This window comes from Cupriavidus sp. GW821-FHT07C08, from assembly GCF_059419025.1.
Window position 1 is genome coordinate 130,866 of record NZ_JBWKQZ010000020.1, and the last position, 22,903, is coordinate 153,768.

At 67.0% G+C, this 22,903-nt stretch carries 24 protein-coding genes; 12 read left to right on the forward strand and 12 right to left on the reverse strand.

Annotated features, from left to right (window positions below; all coding sequences use genetic code 11):
• Window positions 1–23 precede the first annotated feature (23 nt).
• The gene (locus AC07UK_RS23880) at window positions 24–551 is read left to right on the forward strand and encodes a hypothetical protein (protein ID WP_436221135.1); all 528 of its coding nucleotides are present in this window, start codon (window positions 24–26) and stop codon (window positions 549–551) included.
• A 97-nt stretch (window positions 552–648) separates the two neighbouring features.
• On the opposite strand, the gene AC07UK_RS23885 is transcribed toward AC07UK_RS23880, so the two are convergent.
• From AC07UK_RS23885 to AC07UK_RS23915, 7 genes are all read right to left on the reverse strand, one after another.
• Entirely contained in the window at window positions 649–2,190 is a 1,542-nt protein-coding gene (locus AC07UK_RS23885; RefSeq protein ID WP_013956006.1) for a 2-isopropylmalate synthase, read from the reverse strand.
• A 333-nt stretch (window positions 2,191–2,523) separates the two neighbouring features.
• Entirely contained in the window at window positions 2,524–3,027 is a 504-nt protein-coding gene (lysM, locus tag AC07UK_RS23890; RefSeq protein ID WP_010809140.1) for a peptidoglycan-binding protein LysM, read from the reverse strand.
• A 125-nt stretch (window positions 3,028–3,152) separates the two neighbouring features.
• Window positions 3,153–4,052 (reverse strand): CDP-diacylglycerol--serine O-phosphatidyltransferase, encoded by a 900-nt coding sequence (gene pssA / locus AC07UK_RS23895; protein ID WP_018313189.1) that lies wholly within the window; start codon window positions 4,050–4,052, stop codon window positions 3,153–3,155.
• 25 nt (window positions 4,053–4,077) lie between these two features.
• The gene (locus tag AC07UK_RS23900; RefSeq protein WP_494686339.1) at window positions 4,078–4,728 is read right to left on the reverse strand and encodes a phosphatidylserine decarboxylase; all 651 of its coding nucleotides are present in this window, start codon (window positions 4,726–4,728) and stop codon (window positions 4,078–4,080) included.
• 245 nt (window positions 4,729–4,973) lie between these two features.
• Window positions 4,974–5,990 (reverse strand): ketol-acid reductoisomerase, encoded by a 1,017-nt coding sequence (gene ilvC / locus AC07UK_RS23905; protein ID WP_013956003.1) that lies wholly within the window; start codon window positions 5,988–5,990, stop codon window positions 4,974–4,976.
• 122 nt (window positions 5,991–6,112) lie between these two features.
• Window positions 6,113–6,604, reverse strand: a complete 492-nt coding sequence (gene ilvN / locus AC07UK_RS23910; protein WP_010809144.1) for an acetolactate synthase small subunit — start codon at window positions 6,602–6,604, stop codon at window positions 6,113–6,115.
• Entirely contained in the window at window positions 6,604–8,367 is a 1,764-nt protein-coding gene (locus AC07UK_RS23915; protein WP_436221133.1) for an acetolactate synthase 3 catalytic subunit, read from the reverse strand. Before AC07UK_RS23915 ends, ilvN begins: the two co-directional genes overlap by 1 nt.
• A gap of 379 nt (window positions 8,368–8,746) precedes the next feature.
• Between AC07UK_RS23915 and AC07UK_RS23920 the strand changes: the two genes are divergently transcribed.
• The 10 genes from AC07UK_RS23920 to AC07UK_RS23965 all read left to right on the forward strand — a co-directional run bounded on the left by AC07UK_RS23920 (window position 8,747) and on the right by AC07UK_RS23965 (window position 16,236).
• Complete coding sequence (locus AC07UK_RS23920) at window positions 8,747–9,313, forward strand: RNA polymerase sigma factor (protein WP_013956001.1); 567 nt, start codon at window positions 8,747–8,749, stop codon at window positions 9,311–9,313.
• Window positions 9,310–9,741, forward strand: a complete 432-nt coding sequence (locus AC07UK_RS23925) for a DUF3619 family protein (protein WP_436221132.1) — start codon at window positions 9,310–9,312, stop codon at window positions 9,739–9,741. Before AC07UK_RS23920 ends, AC07UK_RS23925 begins: the two co-directional genes overlap by 4 nt.
• Window position 9,742: 1 nt before the next feature.
• Window positions 9,743–10,525, forward strand: coding sequence for a DUF3106 domain-containing protein (locus AC07UK_RS23930; protein ID WP_436221131.1), 783 nt, complete (start codon window positions 9,743–9,745; stop codon window positions 10,523–10,525).
• A 120-nt stretch (window positions 10,526–10,645) separates the two neighbouring features.
• Window positions 10,646–11,182, forward strand: coding sequence for an RDD family protein (locus tag AC07UK_RS23935; protein ID WP_436221130.1), 537 nt, complete (start codon window positions 10,646–10,648; stop codon window positions 11,180–11,182).
• Window positions 11,179–12,159 (forward strand): esterase/lipase family protein, encoded by a 981-nt coding sequence (locus AC07UK_RS23940; RefSeq protein WP_436221129.1) that lies wholly within the window; start codon window positions 11,179–11,181, stop codon window positions 12,157–12,159. The genes AC07UK_RS23935 and AC07UK_RS23940 overlap by 4 nt, the downstream gene beginning before the upstream one ends.
• Before the next feature lie 119 nt (window positions 12,160–12,278).
• Window positions 12,279–13,256, forward strand: a complete 978-nt coding sequence (locus AC07UK_RS23945; protein WP_436221128.1) for a UDP-2,3-diacylglucosamine diphosphatase — start codon at window positions 12,279–12,281, stop codon at window positions 13,254–13,256.
• Window positions 13,257–13,317: 61 nt separating this feature from the next.
• Complete coding sequence (locus AC07UK_RS23950; RefSeq protein WP_436221127.1) at window positions 13,318–14,439, forward strand: glycosyltransferase family 4 protein; 1,122 nt, start codon at window positions 13,318–13,320, stop codon at window positions 14,437–14,439.
• Window positions 14,366–14,851: a diacylglycerol kinase gene (locus AC07UK_RS23955; RefSeq protein WP_436221126.1), complete on the forward strand. Its 486-nt coding sequence runs from the start codon at window positions 14,366–14,368 to the stop codon at window positions 14,849–14,851. The genes AC07UK_RS23950 and AC07UK_RS23955 overlap by 74 nt, the downstream gene beginning before the upstream one ends.
• Before the next feature lie 102 nt (window positions 14,852–14,953).
• Complete coding sequence (locus AC07UK_RS23960) at window positions 14,954–15,655, forward strand: TetR/AcrR family transcriptional regulator (protein ID WP_013955993.1); 702 nt, start codon at window positions 14,954–14,956, stop codon at window positions 15,653–15,655.
• Window positions 15,652–16,236: an LOG family protein gene (locus AC07UK_RS23965; protein WP_211980867.1), complete on the forward strand. Its 585-nt coding sequence runs from the start codon at window positions 15,652–15,654 to the stop codon at window positions 16,234–16,236. The genes AC07UK_RS23960 and AC07UK_RS23965 overlap by 4 nt, the downstream gene beginning before the upstream one ends.
• A 24-nt stretch (window positions 16,237–16,260) precedes the next feature.
• On the opposite strand, the gene AC07UK_RS23970 is transcribed toward AC07UK_RS23965, so the two are convergent.
• From AC07UK_RS23970 to AC07UK_RS23990, 5 genes are all read right to left on the reverse strand, one after another.
• Window positions 16,261–16,857 (reverse strand): DUF924 family protein, encoded by a 597-nt coding sequence (locus AC07UK_RS23970; RefSeq protein ID WP_436221124.1) that lies wholly within the window; start codon window positions 16,855–16,857, stop codon window positions 16,261–16,263.
• Between the two features lie 43 nt (window positions 16,858–16,900).
• Window positions 16,901–17,317 (reverse strand): group II truncated hemoglobin, encoded by a 417-nt coding sequence (locus AC07UK_RS23975; RefSeq protein WP_010809157.1) that lies wholly within the window; start codon window positions 17,315–17,317, stop codon window positions 16,901–16,903.
• A 24-nt stretch (window positions 17,318–17,341) separates the two neighbouring features.
• Window positions 17,342–19,948 carry an ABC transporter permease gene (locus tag AC07UK_RS23980; protein WP_436221123.1) on the reverse strand — a complete coding sequence of 869 codons (2,607 nt, stop codon included), beginning with the start codon at window positions 19,946–19,948 and terminating at the stop codon, window positions 17,342–17,344.
• A 76-nt stretch (window positions 19,949–20,024) separates the two neighbouring features.
• Window positions 20,025–20,627, reverse strand: a complete 603-nt coding sequence (locus AC07UK_RS23985) for a DUF4126 domain-containing protein (RefSeq protein ID WP_436221122.1) — start codon at window positions 20,625–20,627, stop codon at window positions 20,025–20,027.
• A gap of 121 nt (window positions 20,628–20,748) precedes the next feature.
• Window positions 20,749–21,846 carry a substrate-binding domain-containing protein gene (locus tag AC07UK_RS23990; RefSeq protein ID WP_494686340.1) on the reverse strand — a complete coding sequence of 366 codons (1,098 nt, stop codon included), beginning with the start codon at window positions 21,844–21,846 and terminating at the stop codon, window positions 20,749–20,751.
• A 145-nt stretch (window positions 21,847–21,991) separates the two neighbouring features.
• Between AC07UK_RS23990 and AC07UK_RS23995 the strand changes: the two genes are divergently transcribed.
• Complete coding sequence (locus AC07UK_RS23995; protein ID WP_436221120.1) at window positions 21,992–22,825, forward strand: ABC transporter substrate-binding protein; 834 nt, start codon at window positions 21,992–21,994, stop codon at window positions 22,823–22,825.
• Window positions 22,826–22,903: the final 78 nt, after the last annotated feature.

The following is a 22,903-nucleotide window of genomic DNA, read 5'->3' on the forward strand; positions in this document are numbered from 1 at the left end:
CACGCATCGACCCGAGGTTTGCCATGAATCCTGTCATCGCCAACGGCGCGCGCCGGCTCATGCTGGCGCTCGGCGTCGCCATGCTGTCTGCCTGCACCACGCTGATGCCAGTACAGGAAGGCACCAAGCTGGTGGGCCAGCCGCAGGCCGCGGTACAGGCCGCGTTCGGGCCGCCCACCGATGTGTTCCAGCTGCGCGACGGCACCTCGCGCTGGATCTACACCAAGCAGCCGCTGGGCCAGTATGCCTATGGCGCCGACTTCGACCGCAACGGCAACCTGACCCGCTTCAGCAATGTGCTGTCTACGCCGGAACTGTACAAGGCACAGGTCGGCACCTGGACCAGGCAGGATGTGGCCGAGCATTTCGGCAGGACGCGCCTGCCGGTCGAGTACTACCCGCTGATGCGACGCGAGGTCTGGTCCTACCGCTTCCGCCATGAAGACGTGTGGCCGTCGCTGTACAACTTCTATTTCGACGACGCCGGCATCCTGCGCCAGACCCAGATCACGCCCGACCCGATATACGATCCGGACGATCGCCGCCACTGAGCCATGAAAAAGCCCGCCATCCCCGGGTCGGGAATGGCGGGCTTGGTCCGTACGCTCAGGCCGGGTAAGCCTTCCGCCGTCTACGCAGAGGCCTGGGTCAGATCTGCGGATTGATCTTTTGCACAGCCTTGTCGTGCAGCTTGTTCAGCGCGGCCAGGTAGGCCTTGGCCGAGGCGGCGACGATATCCGGGTCGGTGCCCACGCCGTTGACGATGCGGCCGGCCTTGGACAGGCGCACGGTGACTTCGCCCTGGGCCTCGGTGCCGCCGGTGATGGCGTTCACCGAATAGAGCACCATCTCGGCGCCGCTGGACACGCGTGATTCAATCGCATGCAGGGTGGCGTCGACCGGGCCGTTGCCCTCGCCCTCGCCGCTCTGCTCCTGGCCGTCCATGCTGAACACCACGCGCGCGTGCGGGCGCTCGCCGGTCTCGGAGCGCTGCGACAGCGAGATAAAGCGGAAGTGCTCGTTGGCATCGTGCTGGGCTTCGTTCGAGACGATGGCGACGATGTCCTCATCGAAGATCTCGGCCTTCTGGTCGGCCAGTTCCTTGAAGCGGGTGAAGGCGGCATTGACTTCGGTCTCGCTCTCGAGCTCGATGCCCAGTTCCTGCAGGCGCTGCTTGAAGGCATTGCGGCCCGACAGCTTGCCCAGCACGATCTTGTTGGCGCTCCAGCCCACATCTTCCGCACGCATGATCTCGTAGGTGTCGCGCGCCTTGAGCACGCCATCCTGGTGGATGCCCGAGGCATGTGCGAAGGCGTTGGCGCCCACCACGGCCTTGTTCGGCTGCACCACGAAACCGGTGATCTGCGACACCAGCTTCGAAGCCGGCACGATCTGCGTGGTATCCACGCCGACATCCAGGTCGAAATAGTCGCGACGGGTCTTCACCGCCATCACCACTTCTTCCAGGCTGGTGTTGCCGGCGCGCTCGCCCAGGCCATTGATGGTGCATTCGATCTGGCGCGCGCCGGCCATCTTGACGGCGGCGAGCGAGTTGGCCACGGCCATGCCCAGGTCGTTGTGGCAGTGCACCGACCAGATCGCCTTGTCCGAGTTGGGAATGCGCTCGCGCACCGAGCGGATCAGCGCGGCGTAGCCTTCCGGCACCGCATAGCCCACGGTATCCGGCAGGTTGATGGTGGTCGCGCCCTCGGCGATCACGCCTTCCAGCACGCGGCACAGGAAGTCCATGTCCGAGCGGCTGCCGTCTTCCGGCGAGAACTCGATATCGTCGGTGAACTGGCGCGCAAAGCGCACTGCCAGGCGCGCCTGCTGGTACACCTCGTCCGGCGTCATGCGCAGCTTCTTCTCCATGTGCAGCGCGGACGTGGCGATGAAGGTGTGGATGCGGAACGAATTGGCGGGCTTGAGCGCCTCGGCGGCGCGGGCAATGTCCTTGTCATTGGCACGAGCCAGCGAGCAGATGGTCGAGTCCTTGACCACCTGCGCGATCGAGCGGATCGCCTCGAAGTCGCCGTTGGAGCTCGCCGCGAAACCGGCCTCGATCACATCGACCTTCAGGCGTTCCAGCTGGCGTGCGATGCGGATCTTTTCCTCGCGGGTCATCGAGGCGCCGGGCGACTGCTCGCCGTCACGCAAGGTGGTGTCGAAAATGATGAGTTTGTCAGACATTTTGTGGAGCTCCTGATTGCTTATCGTGTGCTGTCCCCGGCATGCTGCGTCCGGGGCCTACCGCCTGTTCCGCGCTCCACGGCTGTGGAATGCAAAACGCCCCGGCGTGCATGGAGCAGGCCGGGGCGTTGGAAAAATTCCTTGCGGATTTCGCGCTAAGGGGTGAGTCCGTCCTTAGCGCGCGCGCGTCCCGACCTGATGGCCTAGTAGGCCACCTAGGGTGGTGCGGGCGATTAGGACTTGGCGCGAAATCATGGCACCGACTATAGCCGAGTTGGCGCGCCCATGCAATACAGGGTTTAGCCCATTTTGCCCGGACGCGCCAGCGGCGGATCAGCCCTTGGGCGGAATGCGCAGCTTCTGGCCCGGGTAGATCTTGTCCGGGTGGCTCAGCATCGGCTTGTTGGCCTCGAAGATCTTGTTGTACTCGGCGCCGTTGCCGTAGGCAGCCTGGGAGATCGCCCACAGCGTGTCGCCCTTGACCACGGTATGCCAGCTCGATTCCGCGGACTCGACGTTGACGGACATCTTGTCCTCGACCTTGTCCACGCCCTCGACGTTGCCGGCGCACAGGATGATCTTCTCGCGCGTGGCCTGGTCCGGCGCCACGCCGAACACGGTGACCAGCCCCTGCGAGCCGTCCACCTGCACCATCAGCCCGGTGGCATCCAGGCCCATCTTCCTGATGTAGCCCTCGATCGCATCGCCCGCGGCGCGATTGGCGGCATCGACCTTCTCCGCCGACGCATCCGCGGCGGCGGCCTCTTGCGCGGCCTTCGCCTCGCCCGTGCCGAACAGCTTTTCTCCCGCTTCCTTGATGAAGTCGAACATGCCCATGACATCCTCCTGACGGTGAGTGGAAAACACTGCAGAGTGCCACGGCTTGATGGCCGCGGCATGAAAACAATTGTGAATCCGCAAAAAGCATGAAGGGCGCCTGAGCGCCCTTCTGCCTGAAACGTCTACGAAGCCTTGCCGCCGTTCTCGCGCTGCTTCTTCTCGATGGCCGGCTTGCCGTGCATCGCCCGCCAGGCCCATAGCACATAGCCCGAGATCGCATAGGCCACGAACAGGCCGAACAGCGCCACCGGCGGATCGGTGGACACCACCACGAACAGCACCAGGACCAGCACCATCATGCCGAACGGCACGCGGTAGCGCACGTCCAGCGCCTTGCCGCTGTAGAACGGCGCGTTGGACACCATCGACAGGCCGGCGTACAGCGTAATGCCGAACGCCACCCACGGCATCCACAGCTCCTTGACCGGCAGCTTGTTGTCGATCACCAGCCAGACGAAGCCTGCGACCAGCGCAGCGGCGGCCGGGCTGGGCAGGCCCTGGAAGAAGCGTTTGTCGACAACGCCAATATTGGCGTTGAAGCGCGCCAGGCGCAGCGCCGCGCAGGTGCAGTAGACAAAGGCTGCTATCCAGCCCCACTTGCCCAGGTCATGCAGGATCCACTCGTACATCACCAGCGCCGGCGCAACCCCGAAAGAGGTCATGTCCGACAGCGAGTCATACTGCTCGCCAAACGCACTCTGCGTATTGGTGATGCGCGCCACGCGCCCGTCCATGCCGTCCAGCACCATCGCCGCGAAGATGGCGATGGCCGCCGCGTCGAAGCGCATGTTCATGGCCTGGACGATGGCGAAGAAACCCGCGAACAGCGCCGCGGTGGTGAATGCGTTGGGCAGCAGGTAGATGCCGCGCCGGCGCGGACGCTGGTAGACGATATCGTGGTCGTCGGCGGCTTCGTCGTCGAAGTCGTCGTCGGCGCCGCGCAGCTGGTTATGGCGGAACGGCCGCAGGTGGGTCACGTTGCCGTTGCTGCTGCGCTTGTTACGTCGATGGAAGGCAACCATCACAGTCCTCCGGTCAGGCTGTCGCTCACTTCACGTCGAGTTCGGCGAGGATGGTCGACGAGGCCGATACCTTCTCGCCGATGGTCACGCGCGGGCGCGCATCGAGCGGCAGGTAGACGTCCACGCGCGAGCCGAAGCGGATAAAGCCGTAGCGCTGGCCGCGCGAGAGGTTGTCGCCCACCTTGGTGTAGCACAGGATGCGGCGGGCCACCAGGCCGGCCACCTGCACCAGCGTGACCAGCTGGCCGTCCGCAGCACGCCGGATCAGCACGGCGTTGCGCTCGTTCTCGACCGAGGCCTTGTCCAGGTCGGCGTTGACGAACTTGCCGGGGAAATATTCGACCTTCTCGACCGCGCCGTCGACCGAGACACGGTTCGAGTGCACGTTGAAGACGTTCATGAAGACGCTGATCTTCAGCGCCTCGCGGCCGGCGAACGGATCCTGGGTTTTTTCGACCACGACGATGCGGCCGTCCGCGGGGGCCAGCACCGCGTTGGGCTGCGACGGGATCAGGCGCGGCGGATCGCGGAAGAACTGGAGCACGAATACCGTGATGATCCACAACGGCAACGCCCACCAGAAGCCCGCGCTGGCGTGCACCAGCAGCGAGATGACAAAGGCGCCGGCCAGGAACGGCCAGCCTTCACGGGCGATCAGCGGATGAGGATAGTTCATGCAGTACAGGTGTCGGTGGATACAAGACCATGGCAAGGCGGCGCGGCGGCGGCGATAGCCACCATCGGGCGGCGCCCCGTGGGCGCGGAGCAGGATAATGCACGCCTTGCCCAAAGTCTGACAAGCATAACAAAAAGCCGTTCAGGTCCCGCGCCTCGCCTCTGATGATAGAAGGGCCTGGCACGGAACGCTGAACGGCTTCGGCCCGCCGCCGTGCGGCGCGGGCCATCAGACAGCGATGCAGCTTAGTTCTTCGACTGGTCGACCATCTTGTTCTTGGCGATCCAAGGCATCATCGCGCGCAGCTTGGCACCCACTTCCTCGATCTGGTGCTCGGCCGTCAGGCGGCGGCGCGAGATCAGCGTCGGGGCGCCGGCCTTGTTCTCCAGCAGGAAGCTCTTGGCATACTCGCCGGTCTGGATGTCGGTCAGGCACTGCTTCATCGCCTTCTTGGTCTCTTCGGTCACCACGCGCGGGCCGGTGACGTACTCACCATATTCCGCGTTGTTGGAGATCGAGTAGTTCATGTTGGCGATGCCGCCTTCGTAGATCAGGTCGACGATCAGCTTCAGTTCGTGCAGGCACTCGAAGTAGGCCATTTCCGGCGCGTAGCCGGCTTCCACCAGGGTTTCGAAGCCAGCCTTGATCAGCTCGACGGTACCGCCGCACAGCACGGCCTGTTCGCCGAACAGGTCGGTTTCGGTTTCTTCGCGGAAGTTGGTCTCGATGATGCCGGCACGGCCGCCGCCGTTGGCGGTGGCGTACGACAGCGCGATGTCACGGGCAGCGCCGGACTTGTTCTGGTGCACGGCGATCAGGTGCGGCACGCCGCCGCCTTGTGCGTACGTGGCGCGCACGGTGTGGCCCGGGGCCTTCGGCGCGATCATGATCACGTCCAGGTCGGCGCGCGGGATCACGGCACCGTAGTGCACGTTGAAGCCGTGGGCGAAGGCCAGCGCTGCGCCTTCCTTGATGTTGGCGTGCACTTCGTTGTTGTACACGTCGGCGATCTGCTCGTCCGGCAGCAGGATCATGACCACGTCGGCACCCTTGACGGCCTCGGCCACTTCCTTCACTTGCAGGCCGGCGTTGACGGCCTTGTTCCACGACGCGCCACTCTTGCGCAGGCCGACCGTCACATTGACGCCCGAATCCTTCAGGTTCAGCGCGTGGGCATGGCCCTGCGAGCCATAGCCGATGATGGTGACGTTCTTGCCCTTGATCAGGGAGAGGTCGGCGTCCTTGTCGTAAAACACTTTCATGATGATTCCTTCAATCTCTGTCTTTTGTATGAGGGGGCGGCATCCTCGGACGCATCGTGTGCGCCCGGATCGCGCCGCCCCGGGGATACTGCGTGAAGCCGCGTGGGTGAACCGGGGCCCGGTCAGACCTTCAGGATGCGCTCGCCGCGGCCGATGCCCGAGCCGCCGGTACGGACGGTCTCCAGGATGGCGGTGCGGTCGATAGCGTCCAGGAACGCATCGAGCTTGACGCCGTTGCCGGTCAGCTCGATGGTGTAGGTCTTCTCGGTGACATCGATGATGCGGCCGCGGAAGATGTCGGCGGTGCGCTTCATTTCCTCGCGCTCCTTGCCCACCGCGCGCACCTTGACGAGCATCAGCTCGCGTTCGATGTGCGCGCCTTCGGTCAGGTCGACCACCTTGACCACTTCCACCAGGCGGTTCAGGTGCTTGGTGATCTGTTCGATCACGTCATCCGAGCCGGAGGTGACAATGGTCATGCGCGACAGCGAGGCATCCTCGGTGGGTGCCACGGTCAGCGTCTCGATGTTATAGCCGCGGGCCGAGAACAGGCCCACCACGCGCGACAGCGCGCCCGGTTCGTTTTCCAGCAGGACCGAAATGATGTGTCGCATTACAGGTCCTCCGCGCCGAGCAGCATTTCCGAAATGCCCTTGCCCGCCTGGACCATCGGCCAGACGTTTTCGGTGGGATCGGTCTGGAAGTCCAGGAACACGGTACGGTCCTTCAGGCGGAACGCCTCGCGCAGCGCCGGCTCGACGTCGGCCGTCTTCTCGACGCGCATGCCGATGTGCCCGTAGGCCTCGGCCAGCTTGACGAAATCGGGCAGCGCATCCATGTAGGAGTGCGAGTAGCGGTTGTCGTACTCGATCTCCTGCCACTGGCGCACCATGCCCAGGTAGCCATTGTTCAGCGAGCAGATCTTCACCGGGGTGTCGTACTGCAGGCAGGTCGACAGTTCCTGGATGCACATCTGGATCGAGCCTTCACCGGTGATGGTGACGACTTCCTTCTCCGGGAACGCCTTCTTGATGCCCATTGCATACGGCAGGCCCACGCCCATCGTGCCCAGGCCGCCGGAGTTGATCCAGCGGCGCGGCTCGTCGAACTTGTAGAACTGCGCGGCCCACATCTGGTGCTGGCCGACATCGGAGCAGATGAAGGCATCGCCCTTGGTCAGTTCCCAGATCTTTTCCACAACGTACTGCGGCTTGATGATCTCGGAGCTGCGGTCGTACTTCAGGCAGTCCACCGAGCGCCATTGCTCGATCTGCTCCCACCATTTGGCAAGCGCCTCGCGCTTGGGCTTGACGTCGCTGGCCTTGATCTGGGCGATCAGTTCCTGCAGCACGTCCTTGACGTTGCCGACGATGGGGATGTCGACCTTGACGCGCTTGGAAATCGACGACGGGTCGATATCGATATGGATGATCTTGCGCGCCTGCGAGGTGAAGTGCGCCGGGTTGCCGATCACGCGGTCGTCGAAACGGGCACCGATGGCGATCAGCACGTCGCAGTTCTGCATGGCCATGTTGGCTTCATACGTGCCGTGCATGCCAAGCATGCCGACGAACTGCTTGCTGGTGCCGGGGAACGCGCCCAGGCCCATCAGCGTGTTGGTCACCGGGTGGCCGGTCAGCGCCGCCAGCTGGCGCAGCTCATCGCTGGCATTGGCCAGCACCACGCCGCCGCCGCTGTAGATGTACGGACGCTCGGCGCCCTGCAGCAGCGCCACGGCCTTGCGGATCTGGCCCGAGTGACCCTTGTTCACCGGGTTGTACGAGCGCATGTCGATCGACTTGGGGTACTCGTACTTGCAGGCATTGCGCGAGACATCCTTGGGGATGTCCACCACCACCGGGCCCGGACGGCCGGTCGAGGCAATGAAGAACGCCTTCTTGATGGTCGCAGCGAGGTCGCGCACGTCCTTCACCAGGAAGTTGTGCTTGACGATCGGGCGGGTAATACCGACGGTGTCGCACTCCTGGAAGGCGTCCTGGCCGATGGCGTGGGTCGGCACGTTGCCAGTGATCACCACCATCGGGATCGAGTCAAGGTACGCGGTGGCAATGCCGGTGACGGCATTGGTCACGCCGGGACCGGAGGTCACCAGCGCCACGCCCACCTTGCCGGTTGCCCGTGCATAGCCGTCTGCGGCATGGACCGCGGCCTGCTCGTGGCGCACCAGGATGTGCTCGAACTTGGTTTGCTTGTGGAGCTCGTCGTAGATATACAGCACTGCGCCGCCGGGGTAGCCCCAGACGTACTCGACGCCTTCTTCGGCAAGTGCGTGAACGAGAATCTCCGCCCCGATCATTTCGGGTGCGGCAGATGAATTGCTGTCTGCGTGGGAGAATTCCGCGCTGGGCATGTTCATTTCAGTCCTTTGCAATTTTCGGCAAAAAATTGTTTGGATGCTCTCTGCCGGGCTTGTGGCACGGGTTCAAGCGTTGCGCGTCTGCATGGAAGACCGCCTCATAAGCGGCCGGATGAGACAACCACTGATGTCGTGTGAACCGGCGATGATACTGCAATGCACCAGCGCGGTCTACGGTTGTTTTTGGCCTGCGCGTAAGGGATTTTCCGGAGTTGCGGCGGGTCTTTTGTGCGCCTCAATGTATTTGTAGCAATACAAAGTGGTACAGGGGATCGTTTTTTTGCTAGCATCGCAGCACCTTGAATGCGCCACGGGCCGTACGCAGCACATTCACCAGAACCGGGCATTTGTCCCGCAGCAACGAGCCGCAACCGCCTGAATGGCCACCGACCAGGAACTGTCCGATTTTCTTACCAGCGTCGAGCGCCGCGCCTTCAAGCAGGCCGTATTTGCGGTCCGCGACGACGAGGCCGCGCTGGATATTGTCCAGGACGCCATGATCAAGCTGGCCGAGAAGTACGGCGACAAAGGCGCCGCCGAGCTGGCGCCACTGTTCCAGCGCATCCTGCAGAACACCATCCACGACTGGTTCCGCCGCCAGAAGGTGCGCAACACCTGGGTCTCGCTGTTCTCCAGCCTGCGCACCGACCGCGACGGCGACGACAATGACCTGCTGGAGACGCTGGAGGCACAGGCCGGCTCTGAATCGGCCGAAAGCAGCGCCGACAAGGTCGAGCGCGCCCAGGTCATGCACATCATCGAGCAGGAAATCCAGCGCCTGCCGACGCGTCAACGCGAGGCGTTCCTGATGCGTTACTGGGAAGATATGGACGTCGCCGAAACCGCCGCCGTAATGGGCTGCTCCGAAGGCAGCGTCAAGACGCACTGTTCCCGTGCCACGCATACCCTTGCGCAGGCCCTGCGCGCACGGGGGGTCCGACTATGAGCAGAAACGACAAAGAAATCCACGAACGCCGGTTTGCCCATGAGATTCGGGCGGCACTTGATGCCGGCACCGACGACCTGCCGGCCGACATCACCGAACGGCTCGCCGCTGCGCGCCGGATGGCGGTCGCCCGCAAGAAGGCCGAGGCGCCCGTGCTGGTCCCGCAGCTGGCCATGCCTGGCATGCACGCCCCGCTGTTTGATGAAGACAGCTCGCCGCTGCACCGTGCCGGCGCCTGGCTGCGCCGCCTTAGCCTGATCTGGACGCTGGTGGCGCTGGCCGCCGGCCTGATGGGCATCTATCACTGGCAGGAGCAGAAGCGCATCGAGGAACTGGCCGATATCGACGCCGCCATGCTGCTCGACGACCTGCCGCCCACGGCCTACGCCGACGAGGGCTTCCACGTATTCCTGAAGCGCGGGCAATAGCATGGCGCGCGCAAAGTTCCACCCCGACGCCTTGCGCCGCCGGCTGGCAGCGCTGCTGGCCAGCGCCGGCGCGGCCGCCTGCTGGGGCCTGCTGCCGCCCGCGGCGCATGCGCAGGGGGCTTCCGCGGTGACAGCGCCTGCCGCCGCGCAGGCAACCAATGCCCGGCCGGCCTGGGCCGACCTGAGCCCGGTCAACCAGCGCATCCTGGCCCCACTGCAGCCGCTGTGGGACACCCTGCCGGAGCTGAACCGCCACAAATGGCTGCGCATCGCCGAGCGCTACCCGAAGTTCTCCCCGGCCGAGCAGGCCCGGCTGCAGGCGCGCATGGCGGAATGGGTCAAGATGACCCCGCAGCAACGCCGGCTGGCGCGCGAGAACTACCAGATCACCCGCTCGCTGCCGGCCGAGAAAAAGGCCGAGGCCTGGGACAAGTACCAGCAGCTGCCTGAAGAGCAGAAAAAGAAGCTGGCCGCCACCGACCACGTGCCGCGCCGACCCGGCGCTGTCAGTGCGCTGCCCAGCGGCAAGCGCCTGCCCAGCGACACCAGCCGCCAGCTCCACCGCGAGCCGAAAATGGCCAGCGCCGCAGCGGGCCGCAGTGGCCACACTGCCGGCAAGCCCGCCAGCGAAGCCCAGGCGCAACCTGCCTCCACGCCCGCTGCCGTGACCGCCGCCCCGGCGCCGGCCGCCTCGGCGCCTGCAGCGCTCGGCGTGCCGGCCTCCGCGGCCGAGGTCGCCACCGAAGCCGCGGCCGCGGCTTCTGACCCCACCTCGCGCCAGTAATCCCCAAGTCATTTGGCATAATGGCCGTCTCACGCCGGCCACCGAAGCAAGGCCGGCCCCGACTGACCCGCGCCGGCACCACCATGCCCCCGTGCGCCAGCCCAGCTTTCTTCGCCTTCCATGCCCGCTGCCACCCTCGATCCCAAGCCCGCCGCAGCCGCCCGCCCCGCCGCCCCGCCCTTGCGCCGCCGCATCGCCTGCATGCTCTATGAAGGCGTGCTGCTGTTCGGCGTGCTGAGCGCCTCGACCGCGGCCTACCTGCTGGTGCGGCCGCTGCTGCAGAAGCTTGGCGTGGACGGGCCGCTCGTGATCCAGGTGTGGAGCTTCCTGGTGATGGGCCTGTATTTCACCTGGTTCTGGCAACGCAACGGCCAGACCCTGGCCATGCAGACCTGGCGCATGCGCGTCGAGAACGCCGCCGGCGTGCCGCCGCGCTGGCCGCAGGCGGCGCTGCGCTACGTGCTGGCATGGCTGTGGCTGCCGCCATCGGCGGCGGTCGGCCATCTGCTGGGGCTGGTCAAGGGGCCGTTCGTAGGGGTGCTGTGCGCCGGCCTGCTGGTCTGGATCCTGCTGGCGTGGCTGGATCCGCGCCGCCAGTTCCTGCACGACCGCCTGGCCGGCACGCGGCTGACCGACCTGCGCCCGCCCAAGCCATGAGCCTGTCGGCTGCCGGCATCCGCCGCCTTGCGGTGACCTTGCAGGCAGCCGCCGCGCTGGGCATCGCCGCCGGGCTGGTGCGGCTGGGCGGCTGGCCATGGCCCGGCGCGCTCGCCGCCGGCGTGGCGACCATCCTCGGCAGCTTCGCCAGCGGCATTGCCTTCGCTTTCGCCCTGAGCGGGCGCGGCCTGTGGGTCGGGCGCGGCAATCACCCGCCCGCACCACCCGTTGAACTCGCCGCCACGCGCCGGCCGCTGCGCCTGCCTGAGGCGTTGCGCTGCTTTACGGCCGAGTGCGTGGCCGTGCTGCGCATGTTCGACTGGCTGCAGCCATTCCGCGCGCACGCTCCCTTTGCCGCACCGCTTGACGCCCTGCCCGGCCGCGACGCCCCGCCGGTGCTGCTGGTGCACGGCTACGCCTGCGGGCAGGCCATCTGGCTCGACATGCAGCCGGCACTGGCCGCCGCCGGCTACCGCTGCGAGGGGATCGAGCTCAAGCCGGTGTTCGGCGACATCGACGACTACGCACGCACGCTGCTGGCCGCCATGCGGCGCATCACAGCCGAGGCCGGACGCCCGCCGCTGCTGGTCTGCCACAGCATGGGTGGGCTGGCCGCGCGCGCCGCGCTGCAGCTGGCGGGCGACGAAGACGTCTGCGCCGGCGTGGTGACGCTGGGCAGCCCCCACCACGGCAGCGCGCTGGCGCGCTTTGGCGGCGGCCCCAATGCGCGCCAGATGCGTTGCGGCAGCCCCTGGCTGCGCGCGCTGGCCGCCGCGGAAACCCCGCGCCGCCGCGCGCGCATGATCTCGATCTTCAGCTGGCATGACTCGATCGCCGGGCCGCCCTGCACCGGCTGGCTCGATGGCGCCGGGCATATCCCGCTGGCCGGCATCGGCCACGTCACGCTGCTGCGCCATCCCGCCGCCGTGCGTGCGGTACTCGACGCCCTTGCGGAGCTGTCCGCTCGCGGGCACTGACACCGGCGCCAGCCCGGGCTGTTCCACTTCCGCCACGATTCATATGTCAGTCATTTCTCCGTCACGGCACCGTCATCGCGGGCTGGCTGAATGCAGCCATCGCCGCAACCGGGACTGCCATGGTGCAAGCAATCCGATCTGCCCGCGGGTATCTGTCGAAGACCGCGCAACTGACGCAATGGCTGCGCCGCAGCCCTGAGAGCGACAGCGCCGCGCCGCTGACCGCCTTCATGGCGCCGGCCCTGGATGCCGCCGCGCTGGCGCCCCAGCGCGAACAGCAGCAGACCTACCCGCCCGAGCCGCACCCGATCCAGCGCTACCGCGCCATCTGGCTGTCGGACATCCACCTGGGCACGCCCGGATGCCAGGCCAACTACCTGCTGGATTTCCTCAAGCACAACGAGTCCGACCAGCTCTACCTGGTCGGCGACATCATCGACGGCTGGCAACTGCGCCGCGGCTGGTACTGGCCGCAAAGCCACAACGACGTGGTGCAGAAGCTGCTGCGCAAGGCGCGCAAGGGCACTGAAGTGATCTACGTGCCCGGCAACCACGACGAGGCCGCGCGCCAGTTCGACGGCATGGCCTTCGGCGACATCACGGTGCGCGAAGAGGCGGTGCACGTCACCGCCACCGGGCGCCGGCTGTGGGTGGTGCACGGCGACCTGTTCGACGGCGTGGTGCAGCACGCGCGCTGGCTGGCCTACCTGGGCGATTCGCTGTACACGGTGATCCTGGCGCTGAACCGCCACTTCAACCGGCTGCGCGCGCGCCTGGGCTTCCCGTACTGGTCGCTGTCGCAGTTCCTCAAGCACCAGGTCAAGAACGCGGTCAACTACATCGGCGCCTTCGAGAGCGCGATGGTCGATGAAGCGCGCCGCCGCGGCTGCGATGGCGTGGTCTGCGGCCATATCCACAAGGCCGAGATCCGCGAGGTCAACGGCCAGCTCTACTGCAACGACGGCGACTGGGTCGAAAGCCTGTCGGCGCTGGTCGAGACCATCGAAGGCGAGCTGAAGATCGTCTACTGGACCACGCTGCTGGACGCGCCGGCCCCAGCCACGCGCCGCCGTCGCCGCGCCGCCATGGCGGGCTGATCCCGGACTGCCACCCTTTGCCCCATCCGCATTGCCCTTCCACCGCGCCCGAGGAGGCTGCATGAAGATCCTGATCGTCACCGATGCCTGGGAACCGCAGGTCAACGGCGTGGTGCGCACGCTCAAGTCCACGCGCCGCGAACTGGAGGCCATGGGCCACACGGTCGACATGATCACGCCGCTGGAATTCCGCACCGTGCCGTGCCCGACCTACCCGGAGATCCGCCTGTCGCTGTTCCCGGCGGCGCGCGTGCAGCGCCGCATCGAGGCCTTCGCTCCGGACGCCCTGCATATCGCCACCGAAGGGCCGCTGGGCCTGGCCGCGCGGCGCCACGCGATCCGCCGCCGGCTGCCCTTCACCACGGCCTACCACACGCGCTTTCCGGAATACGTGCAGGCACGCTTCGGCATCCCGCTGGCATGGACGTACCGCTTCCTGCGCTGGTTCCACGGCCCGGCGCGGGCGGTGATGGCGCCCACCCCGGTGGTGCTGGACGACCTGCGGCACTATGGCATCACCAACGCCGTGCTGTGGACGCGCGGCGTGGACCTGGACGTGTTCACGCTGCAGCGTCCCAATGTGCTCAACACCGCCCACCCGATTTTCCTCTACGTGGGCCGCGTGGCGGTGGAAAAGAACGTCGAGGCCTTCCTGGCGCTGGACCTGCCCGGCTCCAAGTGGGTGGTCGGCGACGGCCCCGCGCTGTCGGGGCTGCGCGCGCGCTATCCGGGCGCCAACTACCTGGGCGTGCTGAGCCAGCCCGAACTGGCCCGGGTGTATGCTTCGGCTGATGTGTTCGTGTTCCCGAGCCGCACCGACACCTTCGGGCTGGTGCTGCTGGAAGCGCTGGCCAGCGGGCTGCCCGTGGCCGCCTATCCGGTCACCGGCCCGATCGATGTGCTGGGCGACAGCCCCGCCGGCGTGATGCACGAAGACTTGCGCGAAGCCTGCCTGGAAGCGCTGCGCATCGACCGGGCCACGGCCCGTGCCCACGCCGAGCGGTTCTCCTGGCGCGCCGCCTCCGAGCAGTTCCTGGCCCATCTCCGGCCGTTCGCTGCCGGCAAGCCAGGCCGGGACAGCGCAGCGGCCCAATCCGCCCCGCAAAACCATGTCCAAACCCCATCCGGAACTGCCATCCGACCCGGCTCTGCAGAGGCCGCCGCAGGCAGCGCAGAGCGCTGAATATTCGATCGAGCAGAATCCCCACAAGGGCAATCGCGGCCTGACGCGCGCCTGGCATGCGGCCATCAATTCGCTGTCGGGCCTGCGCTATGCGGTGCTCGAGGAAAGCGCATTCCGCCAGGAGCTGACGCTGGGGGCAATCCTGGCGCCGTGGGCGTTCCTGCTGCCGGTGGGGGTGGTCGAGCGCATCCTGCTGCTGGCCACGCTGCTGGTGGTGCTGATCGTGGAGTTGCTCAACTCCAGCGTCGAGGCGGCGATCGACCGCATTTCGCTGGAGCGGCACAGCCTGTCCAAGCGCGCCAAGGATTTCGGCAGCGCCGCGGTGATGCTGGCGCTGGTGCTGTGCGGCGGCACCTGGGCCGCCATCGCCGGGCCGCACGTGGTGCACTGGGTGCGGACGCTGGCGGGCTGATCCGTCACTCGCCGGGGATGCCGGACGGGGTGGCCGGGCCGATTGCTTATAATCGCTACCCTGCCCCCCGACTTACCGATCGCACCGATCGCCCGGACGCCCATGGAACCGAAACCGCAAACCGGCCCCCGCCGCACCAGGGACCGCATCCTCGACGTCTCGCTGCGCCTGTTCAACGAAGTCGGCGAACCCAACGTCACCACCACGACGATTGCGGAAGCCATGGAGATCAGCCCCGGCAATCTCTACTACCACTTCCGCAACAAGGACGACATCATCAACTCCATCTTCGTGCGCTTCGAGCAGGAGATGGAGCGGCGCCTGAAGATGCCGGACGACCACAAGGCCACGCTGGACGAAAGCTGGGGCTACCTGCAATACATGTCCGAGTTCCTGTGGAACTACCGCTTCCTGTACCGCGACATCAACGACCTGCTGGCGCGCAACCGGATGCTGGAAACCAACTTCAAGCGCATCGTCGAGCAGAAGAAGCGCTTTGCGCACGAGATCTGCCGGCAGTTCATCGAAGACGGCGAGATGGAAGCCACGCCCGATCAGGTCGAGGCCATTTGCACCAACATGGTGGTGATCGCCACCTACTGGCTGTCGTTCCAGTTCGTGCAGCATCCGCGCCAGTACAACGACCCCGAGCAGATCCGCGGCTACCTGCACGGATCGAGCTACCACATCTTCTCGATCCTGGCGCCCTACCTGCGCGGCCGGGCCCGGGATGCATTCGACCAGCTGGCGCGCGACTACGCGGCAGCCAAGGCCGCAGCCGACGCGGCAAAGGAAGCAAAGTGAAATCGGTCTGCGTGTATTGCGGGTCCAGCCCCGGCAACCGTCCTGAATACGCCGAAGGCGCGCGCCTGCTCGGCCGCACCCTGGCCGAAAGCGGCCTGGCGCTGGTGTACGGCGGCGGCAAGGTGGGCCTGATGGGCATCGTCGCCGACGCCGTGATGGAACACGGCGGCAGCGCCATCGGCATCATCCCCGACGCGCTGATGCAGAAGGAAGTCGGCCACCGCGGCCTGACCGAGCTGCACGTGGTGCGCAACATGCACGAGCGCAAGCAGATGATGGCCGACCGTGCCGATGCCTTTATCGCCATGCCGGGCGGCGTAGGCACCTTCGAAGAGCTGTTCGAGACCTTCACCTGGCTGCAGCTGGGCTACCACGACAAGCCGGTGGGCCTGCTGAATGTCGCTGGTTTCTACGACGGCCTGCTGGGTTTCCTTGCGCATGCGGTGCAGGAAGGCTTCATGAAGCAGGTGCATGCCGACCTGCTGCATGTGGCAGACACGCCCGCCGGCCTGCTGGGCCAGCTGGCGGCCGCGCCGCGCGTTCGCGTCGACAAGTGGCAAGAGGCGCGCGACAAGACCTGAGCGTGCCCCTGCTTCCGGCTTGGTTCAGAACGACGAGCCCGGCTGCCGCAGGAACGCCAGTTCCTGCTCAGTGCTCTGCCTGCCCAGCACCGCATTGCGGTGCGGGAAGCGGCCGAAGCGCGCGATGATCGCGCGGTGCTTCCCGGCCCACTCCACCACATCCACCACCCCGCCGCTGGCCTCGCGCAGCTGCGTCATCAGGCGCACCGCCTCGTCCTGGTCCTCCAGCGCCTCCGAATGCTCGAACGGCATGTAGCAGAACATGCGGTGGTAGTCCGTGGGCAGCTTGCGGTCCAGGCCGGTGGCGACGATGCGCTTTGCCAGCGCGAGCGCCAGCGCATCGCTGCCGAAGCTGCGCGGATCGTTGCGGAACATGTTGCGCGGGAACTGGTCCAGCAGCACCACGCGCGCGCAGGCGCCCTCGGGCGTGACCGACCAGTCGTCCGGTGCCCCGTCGCAGGCGACCTGCCAGTCGGACAGGAAGTTCGTGCGAATCTGCGCATCGAAGGCGTCCGACTTGGTAAACCATTGCGGGCGCTCGGTATTCCAGGCGGCCGAACCGGGCTGGTCGAACCAGAAATCGAGCAAACGCAGGGCGTCTTCAGGCAGTTGGTCTGTCATGGGCCGGGAAACCTTTCGGTGGAAAGTAGGAAGCGGCGGCGCCTCAGCGCGCCACGTTGCGCATCCAGTCGGCGGTCTGGAAGAAGGCCTGCATCAGGCGCAGCTGCAGGTCTTCGGACAGGCCGATGTCCTGCATCGCCAGCGCCATGCAGCGCATCCACTGGTCGCGCTCGCTCACGCCGATCTCGAACGGCATATGGCGCGCGCGCAGGCGCGGATGGCCGAAGCGCTCGATAAAGTGGTTGGGGCCACCCAGCCAGCCGCACAGGAACCAGAACAGCTTGTCGCGCGAGCCCTCCAGCGAGGGCGGGTGCAGCGCGCGCAGCCCGGCGAACTGGGTCTCCAGGTCCATCAGGTCGTAGAAGCGGTCGACCAGCTCGCGCACGCGCGCTTCGCCGCCCACCAGCTCAAATGCAGTCACCTCGGCCGTGCCGGGCTTGTCGTTGGATTCAGTACTCATCACACACTCAAACAGCGCAGCCACTCAGGCATCACGCAAGGTCGCCAGCGCGGGCTGGCGCAGCACTTCGCGCAGGCCCAGCCAGCCGCCGGCAAAAGCGCACAGCATGCCAGAAACCACGCCCACCGGCACGATCCAGGCATTGAAGCGGTACGGGAAATCGAAGACGAACTGCGACAGGCCCCAGCCCACCGCGATCGCGCCCAGGCTGGCCAGGAATCCGGCCAGGCCGCCCACCACCAGGAACTCGGCGTACTGGGTCTGGCGCACCAGCGCGGCCGAGGCGCCCAGCGCCTTGAGCAGGCCCGCGTCGCGCATTCGCTCGTCACGCGCGCCGGACAGCGCCGCGTACAGCACGGTCACGCCGGCGGCCAGCGTGAACACGAAGAGGAACTCCACCGCCGCGATCACCTGGTCCAGGATGTCCTGGATCTGGCGCAGGATCAGGTCGGTATTGACCACGGTGATGTTGGGGAAGGCCGCGATCAGCCGGTTGCCCAGCGCCGCGCTGGCGGGCGGCAGGTGGAACGACGTGATGTAGGTCTCCGGCAGCCCCTGCATCGCCTGCGGCGGCAGGATCACGAAGAAATTGACGCGCATCGAACCCCAGTCGAGCTTGCGCAGCGAGGTCACGCGGGCCTGCACCGCCTGGCCGGCCACGTCAAAGCGCAGCGTGTCGCCAAGCCGGATGCCCAGCGTCTTGGCGATGCCCTCTTCCACCGAGGCACCCGCGTCCGAGCCGTTGGACCAGCGCCCGGCAATCACGCGGTTGCCCTCGGGCAGCGCATCGGTATAGGACAGGTTGAACTCGCGCTCGACCAGGTTGCGCGCGCGCCCGTCCTCGAAGCTGTCGCCACGGATGGCGCGCTCGCCGATATGGGTCAGGCGCCCGCGCACCATCGGGTAGAGCAGGTCGTTGATGCCGGCGCCGGCCAGCATCTGGCGCAGCGGCTCGCGCTGGTCCGGCTGGATATTGATGATGAAGCGGTTGGGCGCGTCAGCCGGCGTGGCCTGGCGCCAGGAATCGACCAGGTCGTTGCGGGTCATGCCGAGCAGCAGCAGCGCCATCAGCCCCACCGCCAGCGCCACGGTCTGCAGCACCGTGACCGCCCGGCGGCGTTCCAGCACCGCCAGCGCAAAGCGCCAGCCCATCGCCGCGCGCCCGCGCAGGCGCCCCCGCAGCAGCCGCGACAGCAGCGTCAGCAGTCCCAGCGCCAGCACCGCGAAGACCACGCCCGCGGCGACAAAGCCGCCCGCGGTGGTCAGCCCCAGCCGCAGGTCGCGCGCCGCCACCAGCAGCAGCGCGACAAAGGCGCCCAGGCCCAGCGCATAGGCCACCCAGGCCGACACCGGCGGCAGCCCGATATCGCGGCGCAGCACCCGCAGCGGCGCCACCCGTGTCAGCGCCAGCAGCGGCGGCAGCGCAAACCCGGCCAGCAGCACCAGCCCGGCCAGCACGCCCACCAGTGCCGGCAGCAGTGACGGCTGCGGCAGCGACACCCGCAGCAGCCCGCCCAGCGACAGCAGCAGGCCATAGTGCGCCAGGTACCCGAGCAGCACCCCGGCGAGCGCGCCCGCCGCCCCCACCAGCAGGAACTCCAGGCCGAAGGCGCGCAGGATCTGCCCGCGCGACAGCCCCAGGCACTTGTAGACCGCGCAGGCATCGGTGTGGCGCTGCATATAGCGGCGCGCCGACATGGCGATGGCCACCGCCGCGATCATCGACGACAGCACCGCCACCAGCGACAGGAAGCGCTCGGCGCGGTCCAGCGTGGCGCGCATCTGCGGCTGGCCCGATTCCAGCGACTCGACCCGGGTATTGCGCAGCTTGCGGCGTCCGATCTCGTCCTGCGCCCATTTCTGGAAAGCAGCGCCGGCGGCGTCGGGGCCGGCCACCAGCAGCCGGTAGGTCACGCGGCTGCCCCAGCCGATCAGCCCGGTGCTGTCCAGGTCTGACAGCGGCATCAGCACGCGCGGCGCGAAGTTCATGAAACCGGTGCCGCGATCAAGCTCCTGCGTGATGATGCGGTCGATGCGGAAGCTGCGGCTGCCCAGTTGCAGGGTGTCGCCCACGGCAACGCCCAGGGCGCCCAGCAGCGCCTCGTCGACCCACACAGTGCCCGGCGCGGGAATGCCTTCGGCGGGCGCATCCGGCGCCCCCGCCGCACTGGCCACCCTGAGCTTGCCCCGCAGCGGGTAGCCGTCGGTCACGGCCTTGAGCGCGGCCAGCTGGCTGGGGGCGTCACCGCCGGCCGGCGCCTTGCCATTGGCGGTAGCCATGCTCGGGAAGGTGACGGTCTGCGCCACAGCCAGCCCGGCCGCTTGCGCACGCTGCGCAAAGGCGGCATCGAAAGGCTGGTCAGCCACCAGCAGCACGTCGGACGCGATCATCTGGCGCGCGTCGCGCTCTAGGCCCAGCCGCATGCGGTCGGCCATGAAGCCCACGCTGGTCAGCGCGGCGACGGCCAGCACCAGCGCAAACAGCAGCAGGTAGAGCTCGCCGGCCAGCCAGTCGCGCCGCGCCATGCGCAACGCCTGGCGCCAGGCGGAGAAGCGGCCGCCATGCGCGGGGCGCGTGCCGGCGGGGTTGGCGGCCGTGGCCGGGGCTTCTATCGCAGACTCGGGAGGCATCGGTTGGTTTGGTTCTTGGTTTCTGGCGGCGGCGCGCCTCGGGTCAGTCGAAGAAATAGCGGGAATGGCCGCGAAGCTAGCGGGGTGTGCCAGGCCGCTCAGTCCTGCCGCGCAGGCTTGCATGCAGCCGGCGCACGCCGCGCCACAATTTCGGCAGCAGCCACGCCGACGCCAGCAGGAAGACCACCAGCAGCACCAGGAACACCACTGGCAGGAAAAACGCCAGCAGCAGGCTGCCGGTCGCGGTCACGTCTTCCGTGAATGAGGCCGTCCAATTGGAGAACGGTTCCGGCGAGACATTGATCAGCGCGCGCGTGCCGGCCTTGACCGCATGCGCGGTGCCGGCCAGCGTGCCGCCGATCAGCCCTGCCGCCACGATCCACTGCGGATCCAGCTGGCCGAAGGCGGCGGCGGCCAGGATCGCGCCGGCGGGGATGCGGATGAAGGTATGGATGCCGTCCCAGAAGGTATCGAACGCTGGCACCTTGTCGGCGACGAATTCGGCCACGGCCAGCACGGCTGCCACGCCGATGACCCACCAGGATTCCAGCGGCTGCAGCCCGGGCGGCAGGTCCAGCCAGCCCAGGCGCGCCAGCACGCCGGCGGCCAGCACCGCAAGGTAGAGGCGAAATCCGCTGGCCCAGGACATGCCCGCGGCCAGCGCGGCGGTTTCCAGCATGGCGCTCCTTGCAAGGGTCCGGCGCAAGCCGATACAAACCACGGCGCGCCTGGCAGCCAGTGTAATACGGACCGGGCCGCGCAGCCGCGCGCCCGTCGGCGTCATGCCGCCCGGCTCGGCCTCAGCTGTCTTCCTTGCCGCCCGGGCCGAACCACGGCAACGCCTCCTGCGGCGTCAGGATGCCGGCCGGCTCGGCCATGGTGTAGCCGGGCAGCGCCTCGATGCGCCGGGCAAAGGCCGGGTCGGCCAGCAGGCCCAGCAGTGCTGCCATCCAGCCGGCGGTCTGGTCGTTCTTGCGCAGCGCCAGGTAGTAGGCCTCGCGCGTCAGCGGCACGAAGGCCAGCCCGTGGGCTTCGGCATTCATGCGCAGCCCGAAGCCCACCTGCGCGCGGCCGCCGTGCACGGCCTCGGCCACCTTCTCGTTGCTGAACTCGGTTTCGTCGTAGCCGGCGATCTGGTCCGGGTACAGGCCCTGCGCGGCCAGCAGCTGGTCGAACAGCATGCGCGTGCCCGAACTGCGCTGCCGGTTGACGAAGCGCGCCTGGGTGCGCGCCAGGTCGCGCAGGTCATGCACCTCGCGCGCCACCTCCGGCGCCAGGATCAGTCCCTGCTCGCGCCAGGCCAGCCGCAGCAGCCGCACCGCGGCCGGCCGCAGCCACTTGCGCAGCGTCACATGCGCGACCGAGCCCGCGGTCTGCACCGGCGAGACATAGAAGCCGGCCAGTTCCGACTGCCGCTCCTGCAGGCAGATCAGCCCCTCCACGCTGCCGCAGAACACCGTATCGAGCTGCAGCGGGGCTCTTGCCACGCCCAGCGCGGCGGCCAGCACCTCCACCGCGGGGTCATGGCTGCCGGTGAAATGCACCTGCGACTGCGGCTGCTGGGCATCGTCCAGCTCGGCAATGAAATCCGCCATGGCCTTCTGCACCACCGGCTCGATCGATTCGCGCAGGCGCAGTTCGGCGCGCAGCAGGCGTTCGCCAAAGCGCGTCAGCGAGGCGCCGCGGCCGCGCTCCATATCGAGCATGCTGCGCCCGAGCATTTCCTCCCAGGTCCGCATCACGCCCCAGGCATGGCGGTACGACACGCCGATCTCGCGCGCGGCGCGATGCAGCGACCCGGTTTCGCGCACGGCCTTGAGCAGCTGGAACACCTTGCCATTCGCGCGCGGATTGTCGTCTGGCGCAATCACCGGAAACAGGTCAAAGCGGAAGGTCATATGTCCTCCGCAGCATATTTACTTGTCGATCTCGGCTGGACCACAATGAATACCCCATTCTTATGTTCTTTTGCCGCATTCTCCATGAGATCCCAAGGCAAAAGCAATTATGTCCGACAGAACATAATACAAAGGAGCCCACTGCATGTCGCCTCGCCTTTCCCAACGCCTGCGCCGCCCTGTGCGCCATCTCGTCGCGATTGCCTGCGTGGGCCTGCTGTCGGCGGCCCATGGCGGCGAACTGAAGCTGGCTACCACCACCAGCACCGAGAACTCTGGCCTGCTGAAGTACCTGCTGCCGCGCTTCGAGCAAAAGGCGGGCGTCACCGTGAAGGTGATCGCGGTCGGCTCGGGCAAGGCCATGAAGATGGGCGAGATGGGCGACGTCGACGTGCTGCTGGTGCACGCGCGCAAGATGGAAGACGCCTTTGTCGCGGCCGGCTACGGCGTGAACCGCCGCGACGTGATGTACAACGACTTCATCGTGGTCGGCCCGGCCACCGACCCGGCAGGTGTCAAAGGCGGCAAGGACGTGCTGGCGGGGTTTCGCAAGCTTGCCGGCAGCGGCAGCAAGTTCATCTCGCGCGGCGACAACTCCGGCACCGACGTGATGGAGAAGGACTACTGGAAGCAGCTCGGCATCGAGCCCAAGGGCCAGCCGTGGTACGTCAACGCCGGCCTGGGCATGGGCGAGGTGCTGACCATGGCCGCGCAGATGCCGGCCTATACGCTGTCGGACCGGGCCACCTACGGCGCCTATCGCGCCAAGACCGGCCTGGCCATCGCCATCGAAGGCGATCAGAAGATGTTCAACCCGTATGGGATCATCGCGGTCAATCCCGCCAGGCATGCGGGCATCAACCATGCGGATGCGATGAAGCTGGTGGAGTGGATCACGTCAAAGGAAGGACAGGACGCGATTGCCGGGTACAAGGTGGAAGGCGAGCAGCTGTTCTTCCCAAGCTACAAGGCAAAGTAAGCCGTTCCGTCAGACTTGCTCATTCCTGCTCAAGCAGGAACAAAGCTGACTTCCTGTTTCGCCGAGGCCGGTTTCACT

Coding starts and splice junctions, on each gene's coding strand:
- pssA (WP_018313189.1), bottom strand. CDS start 4,052: ATGGTTGCCTTCCATCGACGTAACAAGCGCAGCAGCAACGGCAACGTG.
- ilvC (WP_013956003.1), bottom strand. CDS start 5,990: ATGAAAGTGTTTTACGACAAGGACGCCGACCTCTCCCTGATCAAGGGC.
- lysM (WP_010809140.1), bottom strand. CDS start 3,027: ATGGGCATGTTCGACTTCATCAAGGAAGCGGGAGAAAAGCTGTTCGGC.
- AC07UK_RS23935 (WP_436221130.1), top strand. CDS start 10,646: ATGCCCGCTGCCACCCTCGATCCCAAGCCCGCCGCAGCCGCCCGCCCC.
- AC07UK_RS23950 (WP_436221127.1), top strand. CDS start 13,318: ATGAAGATCCTGATCGTCACCGATGCCTGGGAACCGCAGGTCAACGGC.
- AC07UK_RS23960 (WP_013955993.1), top strand. CDS start 14,954: ATGGAACCGAAACCGCAAACCGGCCCCCGCCGCACCAGGGACCGCATC.
- AC07UK_RS23995 (WP_436221120.1), top strand. CDS start 21,992: ATGTCGCCTCGCCTTTCCCAACGCCTGCGCCGCCCTGTGCGCCATCTC.
- AC07UK_RS23945 (WP_436221128.1), top strand. CDS start 12,279: ATGGTGCAAGCAATCCGATCTGCCCGCGGGTATCTGTCGAAGACCGCG.
- AC07UK_RS23940 (WP_436221129.1), top strand. CDS start 11,179: ATGAGCCTGTCGGCTGCCGGCATCCGCCGCCTTGCGGTGACCTTGCAG.
- AC07UK_RS23955 (WP_436221126.1), top strand. CDS start 14,366: ATGTCCAAACCCCATCCGGAACTGCCATCCGACCCGGCTCTGCAGAGG.
- AC07UK_RS23915 (WP_436221133.1), bottom strand. CDS start 8,367: ATGAACATGCCCAGCGCGGAATTCTCCCACGCAGACAGCAATTCATCT.
- AC07UK_RS23885 (WP_013956006.1), bottom strand. CDS start 2,190: ATGTCTGACAAACTCATCATTTTCGACACCACCTTGCGTGACGGCGAG.
- AC07UK_RS23920 (WP_013956001.1), top strand. CDS start 8,747: ATGGCCACCGACCAGGAACTGTCCGATTTTCTTACCAGCGTCGAGCGC.
- AC07UK_RS23925 (WP_436221132.1), top strand. CDS start 9,310: ATGAGCAGAAACGACAAAGAAATCCACGAACGCCGGTTTGCCCATGAG.
- ilvN (WP_010809144.1), bottom strand. CDS start 6,604: ATGCGACACATCATTTCGGTCCTGCTGGAAAACGAACCGGGCGCGCTG.
- AC07UK_RS23970 (WP_436221124.1), bottom strand. CDS start 16,857: ATGACAGACCAACTGCCTGAAGACGCCCTGCGTTTGCTCGATTTCTGG.
- AC07UK_RS23900 (WP_494686339.1), bottom strand. CDS start 4,728: ATGAACTATCCTCATCCGCTGATCGCCCGTGAAGGCTGGCCGTTCCTG.
- AC07UK_RS23980 (WP_436221123.1), bottom strand. CDS start 19,948: ATGCCTCCCGAGTCTGCGATAGAAGCCCCGGCCACGGCCGCCAACCCC.
- AC07UK_RS23880 (WP_436221135.1), top strand. CDS start 24: ATGAATCCTGTCATCGCCAACGGCGCGCGCCGGCTCATGCTGGCGCTC.
- AC07UK_RS23985 (WP_436221122.1), bottom strand. CDS start 20,627: ATGCTGGAAACCGCCGCGCTGGCCGCGGGCATGTCCTGGGCCAGCGGA.
- AC07UK_RS23975 (WP_010809157.1), bottom strand. CDS start 17,317: ATGAGTACTGAATCCAACGACAAGCCCGGCACGGCCGAGGTGACTGCA.
- AC07UK_RS23930 (WP_436221131.1), top strand. CDS start 9,743: ATGGCGCGCGCAAAGTTCCACCCCGACGCCTTGCGCCGCCGGCTGGCA.
- AC07UK_RS23990 (WP_494686340.1), bottom strand. CDS start 21,846: ATGACCTTCCGCTTTGACCTGTTTCCGGTGATTGCGCCAGACGACAAT.